The organism is Cupriavidus sp. 01L45 (genome assembly GCF_056399885.1).
In genome coordinates, this window is the sequence record NZ_JBFTSG010000081.1 from 24043 (window position 1) to 30593 (window position 6551).

General features: G+C 68.5%; 5 protein-coding genes. All 5 read left to right on the forward strand.

Annotated elements, in window-relative coordinates; all coding sequences use genetic code 11:
* The first annotated feature begins 24 nt into the window (after nt 1–24).
* Genes AC1DT6_RS37015 through AC1DT6_RS37035 form a run of 5 tightly spaced genes read left to right on the forward strand, consistent with a single transcriptional unit; the run spans nt 25 to nt 5791 of the window.
* Nucleotides 25–543: a flavin reductase family protein gene (locus tag AC1DT6_RS37015; RefSeq protein WP_441636208.1), complete on the forward strand. Its 519-nt coding sequence runs from the start codon at nt 25–27 to the stop codon at nt 541–543.
* Nucleotides 544–570: 27 nt separating this feature from the next.
* On the forward strand, nt 571–2370 hold the full coding sequence (locus AC1DT6_RS37020) for an FAD-binding protein (RefSeq protein WP_441636198.1): 1800 nt from the start codon (nt 571–573) through the stop codon (nt 2368–2370).
* Complete coding sequence (locus tag AC1DT6_RS37025) at nt 2354–3121, forward strand: SDR family oxidoreductase (protein ID WP_441636200.1); 768 nt, start codon at nt 2354–2356, stop codon at nt 3119–3121. The genes AC1DT6_RS37020 and AC1DT6_RS37025 overlap by 17 nt, the downstream gene beginning before the upstream one ends.
* An 11-nt stretch (nt 3122–3132) precedes the next feature.
* Entirely contained in the window at nt 3133–4161 is a 1029-nt protein-coding gene (locus AC1DT6_RS37030; protein ID WP_441636202.1) for a 2Fe-2S iron-sulfur cluster-binding protein, read from the forward strand.
* 1 nt (nt 4162) lies between these two features.
* On the forward strand, nt 4163–5791 hold the full coding sequence (locus tag AC1DT6_RS37035; protein WP_441636204.1) for a FadD3 family acyl-CoA ligase: 1629 nt from the start codon (nt 4163–4165) through the stop codon (nt 5789–5791).
* Nucleotides 5792–6551: the final 760 nt, after the last annotated feature.

The window sequence follows — 6551 nt, forward strand, 5'->3', positions numbered from 1 at the left end:
ACCATCACACAGGCAGGAGGCATGATGAACCAGACTATTTCCCCGTCGCTGCGCGACGATATGCTGATGGCAATGCGCCGCATGGCGCGCTCGGTTGCGGTGGTCAGTTGCCGCGAGGGCGAGCGCCGCTATTCGATGTCGGTCACCGCGGTCGATTCGCTGTCCGCGGACCCGCCTTCGCTGCTGATCTGCATCCATCGCAATGCCTCGATCTACCCGGCCCTCAATGCCGGGGTGGATTTCTGCGTCAACCTGCTGGCGGCCGATCATCGCGACATTGCTGTCGATTGCAGTGGCCGGCTCAAGGGCGAGGACCGCTTTACCACGGGCCAGTGGGAGGCCGACCCGCTGGGCGTGCCTTTCCTGCGGGATGCTCAGGCAAACCTGATCTGCGAGCAGGACGGCCGTTTCGACTACGGCACCCACGCCGTCTTTATCGGCCGCCTGCGCGAAGTCCGGCTGGCCGGCGACGTGGCGCCGCTGGTCTATGTGGACGGCGCCTACTCCACCTCGGCGCCGCTGGCCAGCCTGCGGGCGGCGTGACGTGAACCCAGTGCCGGAGCCTGCGCGATGACCGCCAACGCCTTCGTTCCCGATCCCGCATCCGATCCCGTTTCTGATCCCGCCTGCGGCGGGGTCAACGCGGTATTGCCGCCGCTGGTCGTCGCCGACCCGGGCGCCTACCGTTGGGATGCCCGCTGCGACGTGGCGGTGATCGGCTTCGGCGCGGCCGGCGCCTGCGCGGCGCTCGAAGCCGCACGGGGCGGGCTCGACGTGATCGTGGCTGAGCGCTTCGAAGGCGGCGGCGCCAGCGCCAGGAGCGGCGGCGTGGTGTATGCCGGCGGTGGCACGCCATACCAGCGGGCCGCCGGCTACCGTGACACGCCAGAGGCCATGGCGGCTTACCTGCGGCAGGAGGTTGGCGACGCGGTCGGCAATGGCACGCTGCAGGCATTCTGCGAGCGCAGCACCGGCATGATCGCCTGGCTGGAGCAGCTGGGCGCGCGCTTTGCCGCCACCGTGCCGCCACGCAAGACCTCGTATCCCGCGCAGGACTACTACCTCTACTACTCGGGCAACGAGGCCGTGGCGGAGTACGCGCGCCACGCGGAGCCGGCGCCGCGCGGCCATCGCTGCAAGGGCAGCGGCATGTCCGGTCACGTGCTGTACGGCGTGCTGCGGCGCGCGGTGCAGGCGCAGGCCGGGGTGGACGTGATACGCCACGCGGCGGCGCGCCGCCTGATTGTCGATGGACGGGGCACCGTCATTGGCGTGGAACTCCGGCGCCTGCCGCCGGGCCGCCTGCAACGCCGGCATGCCCGCCTGGCGCGCTGGGCCGAGCGCCTGCACAACCTTTCCCCGGCGCTGGCCGATGCCTTGCGCCGGCGCGTGACGCAGCTGGAAGACGATTTCGCGCAGCCCTGTGCAGTGCGTGCCGGCGCCGTTGTGCTGGCCACCGGCGGCTTCATCTTCAACCCGGCCATGGTGGCCGCGCATGCGCCCAAGTACCGCCGCAACTGGCGCCTGGGCACCACCGGCTGCGATGGCAGCGGGATCCGCCTCGGCCTGTCGGTCGGGGCGGCGGCGCGCCACCTGGAGCGCGTTTCCGCGTGGCGCTTCATCAATCCGCCGTTCGACTGGGCACGTGGCTGCGTGGTCGACGCGCAAGGCGCGCGCATCGGCAACGAGGAAGTCTACGGCGCGCGGCTGGGCCACGCCATCTGCGAGGAGCACGGCGGCCGCGCCTGGCTGATCCTGAACGCCGGGCTGGCGCGCGCGGCCCTGCGCGATTGCGTCACCGGACGCCTTTGGGCCTTCCAGCGCGTGCCCGCCATCATGCTGATGCTGTTCGGCGCCACGCGTGCGCCGGGTATCGCGTTGCTGGCCGACAAGCTGGGCATGCCGCGCGCGGCATTGCTGGCGACGCTGGCTGCCTATAACGCGGCGGCGCGCGGCGAGCTGCCCGACCCCGCAGGGAAATCCGCGGCGATGTGCGCATCGCTGGAACGCGGGCCCTACCTGGCCATCGATATCTCCGCGCATAGCCGCGCATTTCCCTGTCCCGCCATCACCCTCGGCGGCCTGCGCGTGGACGAGACGTGCGGCCAGGTGCTGGCGGAAGGAGCCGGCGGCCAGGCGGCGCCGATCCCGGGCCTGTACGCGGTCGGCCGCACCGCGGTCGGCATCGCATCGAATCACTATGTGAGCGGCCTTTCGCTCGCCGACTGTATCTGGTCGGGGCGCAATGCCGGGCGCCATCTCGTTGCCCTGGCAGCCCTGGCAGCCCTGGCAGCCCTGGCGGACCAGCCGGGCCGCAATGAACACATCGACGAACACACCAAGGAGACAAGCCATGAGCAACCGAGTTGAAGGAAAGATCGCCATCGTCACCGGCGCCGCCAGCGGCGTCGGCAAGGAAGACGCCTTGCTGCTGGCGCGCGAAGGCGCGCGCGTGGTGCTGACCGACCTGAACGAGGCGGCCGGCCACGCCGTGGCGCGCGAGATTGGCGACACCGCCATCTTCGTGCCCCACGATATCGCCAGCGAAGCCGGCTGGCAGCAGGTCATGCAGCGCACCCAGGAGCATTTCGGCACGCCGGACGTGCTGGTCAATAACGCCGCGGTGCTGGCGCTGGGCTCGGTGGAGGACACCACGCTGGAGCAATGGCAGGGCATCATGCGCATCAATGCCGACGGCTATTTCCTGGGCTGCAAGTATGGCGTGGGCGCGATGAAGCAAAACGGCGGGGTCATCGTGAACATGTCTTCGGTGGCGGCGCTGGGCGGCATGAGCATGTTCTGCGCCTACAGCGCCAGCAAGGGTGCTGTCACCGCGCTCACCCGCAGCGTGGCGGCTTACTGCAAGCAGCGCGGCTACAAGATCCGCTGCAACTCCGTGCATCCGGACGGCATCCTGACGCCGATGACGGCTGCCCTGATGCAGGGCGCGGCCGACGCCCCGGCCACCCATGAGCAGGCGGGCGGCGATCCGATGCAACGCATGTGCCTGCCCGGCGACGTGGCAAACCTGGTGCTGTTCCTGGCCTCCGATGAGTCGCGCTACGTCAACGGCGCCGAGCTGCGCATCGACAATGCGCAGACCATCATGGGCATCGCCTGATCGCGGACATCATGGTGCAAGCGCAATTCCACCCGCTGCGCATCGCCCAGGTGGTGGCCGAAACCGACGAGGCAAGCTCGCTGGTGTTCGAACTGCCCGAAGGACTGCGCGATACCTTCGCCTACCGGCCAGGCCAGTTCCTGACGCTCAAGGTGCCGCTGGAGGGCGCCGCGCAGCAGCGCTGCTACTCGCTGTCCAGCAGCCCCCAGGTCGACAATGCGCTGCGGGTGACCATCAAGCGCGTGCGCGGTGGTCGCGTATCCAACTGGATCTGCGACCGGCTCGGGGCTGGCGACACGGTTGACGTCATGCCGCCCGCGGGCGTGTTCACGCCCCGCAGCCTGGATGGCGACCTGCTGCTGTTCGCCGGCGGCAGCGGCATCACGCCGGTGCTGTCGATCGCCAAGGCGGCGCTGCGCCATGATGGCGGCAACGTCACGCTGATCTACGCCAACCGCGATGAACGCAGCGTGATCTTCCGCGATGCGCTGCGCGACCTGGCCGCGCGCCACGCGGACAGGCTGCGCGTGATCCACTGGCTGGACAGCGTGCAAGGGCCGCCCTCGCAGGCCCAGCTCGAAGCGCTGGCCTCGCCGTGGGGCCACGCCGACTGCTTTATCTGCGGGCCGGGGCCGTTCATGGACGGTGCCCAGGCCGCCTTGCAGGCCCTTGGCGTGGCACGCGAGCGGATTCACGTGGAGCGCTTCGGCGCGCCGCCGCCCGCCGCAGGGCAGGCCGAAGAAGTGGCCCCGCCGGTTTCCGCTGCGGCTGCGCTGGAGGTGGAGCTGGATGGCGTACGCCACCGGCTCGACGCGCAGGCGGGCGAAACCGTGCTCGACGCCATGCTGCGCGCTGGCATCGCGGCTCCGAACTCCTGCCGCTCCGGCCTGTGCGGCGCCTGCATGTGCCAGGTGACGCACGGCGAGGCAACGCTGGGCGAGAACCATGTGCTTGACACCGCCGACCGCGAGGCCGGCTGGACCCTGGCCTGCCAGGCCCGCGCGGCCGGCAGCGAACTGCACCTGAAATTTCCCGACTGACATGATGACAACTGACACCATCGAAACCGCCCGGGGGTTGGCCGACGCCGCCAGGGCGGGGCAGGCCGTTCCCGCCACCATCCCGGAGCTGGTACGCACGGCCGCCGCGCGCCACGGCGCGCGCATCGCCATCCAGGAGGATGGGTTGCGGCTCAGCTTCACGGCGCTGGACGCGCTGCGCGCGGAGGCGGGACGGGCGCTGCTCGCGCTCGGCGTGGTGCCTGGCGACCGGGTCGCCGTGTGGGCGCCCAACCTGTCGGAATGGATCGTCGCCGCCCTGGCCACGCACAGCATCGGTGCGGCGCTGGTGCCAATCAATACCCGCATGAAGGGCATGGAGGCCGGCGCGATCCTGGCCGACAGCGGCGCGCGGGTGCTGTTCTGCATCGACGACTTCCTCGGCGAGAGCTATCCGGAAATGCTGGCGCCGCACCGGCCCGCCACGCTGGAGCGCGTGGTGGTGCTGCGCGGGCGCGTGGGGCGGCAGATGGCGCCGGATGAGCTTGCATGGGCAGACTTGCTGGCCCTGGCGCCGCGGACCAGCGAGGCGGAGTTCCAAGCTTGCGAGCGTGCCGTGACCGGCGACTGCCTGATGGACATCATGTTCACCTCGGGCACCACCGGCCGCCCAAAAGGCGTGATGACCGCGCATGCGCAGAACCTGCAGGCCATCCATGGCTGGGCCTCGATCACCGGCGTGGAGGCCGGCGACCGCTACCTGATCGTCAATCCCTTCTTCCACACCTTCGGCTACAAGGCCGGGTGGCTGGCGGCGCTGGTCAGCGGCGCCACCATCCTGCCGCACCTGGTGTTCGATGCCGAGGCGGTGATGACCCGCATCGAGAACGAGCGCATCACGGTGCTGCCCGGCCCGCCGACGCTTTACCAGACACTGCTGAACAATCCGCGCTTGCGGGAATTCGACCTGTCCTCGCTGCGCGTCGCGGTGACCGGCGCGTCGGCGATCCCGCCCGTGCTGATCCAGCGCATGCAGCGCGAACTGGGCTTTCGCGAAATCTTCACCGGCTATGGCCTGACGGAATCGTGTGGGTTCGCCACGCTGACCCGCGCCGGAGACGATGCCGATCTCGTGGCGCTGACGTCGGGCCGCGCCATGCCCGGTGTCGAACTGCGCTGCCTGGATAGCGACGGCCAGCCGGTGCCGGCAGGCGAACCCGGGGAGGTGGCGGTGCGCGGCTACAACGTGATGCGGGGCTACTTCCAGCTGCCGGAAGCCACCGCGGAAGCGATCGATGCGGGCGGCTGGCTGCGCACGGGCGATGTCGGCACGCTGGACGTGCGTGGCAACCTGCGGATCACCGACCGTATCAAGGACATGTTTATCGTCGGGGGCTTCAATTGCTATCCGGCCGAGATCGAGAAGCTGCTGGTGTCGCATCCGGCGATTGCGCAGGTGGCGGTGGTAGGCGTCCCGCACGAGCGCCTCGGCGAGGCGGGGAAGGCTTTTGTGGTGCTGCGGCATGGCAGCAAGGTTGGTGCCGATGAGCTGATTGATTGGGCGCGGCGGCATATGGCCAACTATAAGGTGCCGCGGGAGGTGGTGTTTGTGCAGATGCTGCCGACTAGTGCGGCTGGGAAGATTCTTAAGTATCGGTTGAGGGAGGGGTGATGGGAGGTTGGATTTGGGCTTCTGGCTGCTGATGCAGAGTGGCGTGGGTGGGCGGGGTTTTAGCGCTTCTAGCTGCTGTCGCGGCTGTGCGGGGTTGGCCGTTTTCGCACACGGAGGTGTCACTTTTCTTTACTCGTAAAGAAAAGTAACCAAAAGAAAGCGATCCTTGCAGGAGGCTGGCGTGTCAGGGTTGCGTAGCCCAATGGTTTCGTCGTCAGGCCCCGGGTTCTAGTGGCCTCATGCCGTTACCAATTCGAATGGCCACGATCCCGTCAATGACACTGGTTCCGTAGTAAGGCCCCCGGTAGCGGCTCCCTGCCCATTCGCCCATCTGCCGGTACCGGCTCGGAGCATCACGATCCATCACGCCGTAACGGTTTCGTGGTGGGGTGGGCGCGGTGAAGAAGTTCTTCGTCCTAGCATTCCGGTGCCACCGCGCCCACGACAAAAATGGGGGGCCTGCAACTTCGTGGTGCTCGCAGAAAAAACGGCAACGAAGTTGCCAGCGTCTCAAGCTTCGTCGTGGGCGCGGTGGCACCGAATTGATAAGCCGATGACCTCACCACCGCGCCCACCCCACCACGAAACCGTYACGACGTGATGTGTCGTGACGATTCGCGCCGGTAACGGCAGATGGGCGAATGGGCTGGAATTCCGCTACCGGGGGCACCACCACGAATCCCTGGGCATTGGCCGGGTCGTGGTGCTCTGAATCGGTAACGGCACGAGTCTGTTAGAACCCGGGGCCTGACGACGAAAC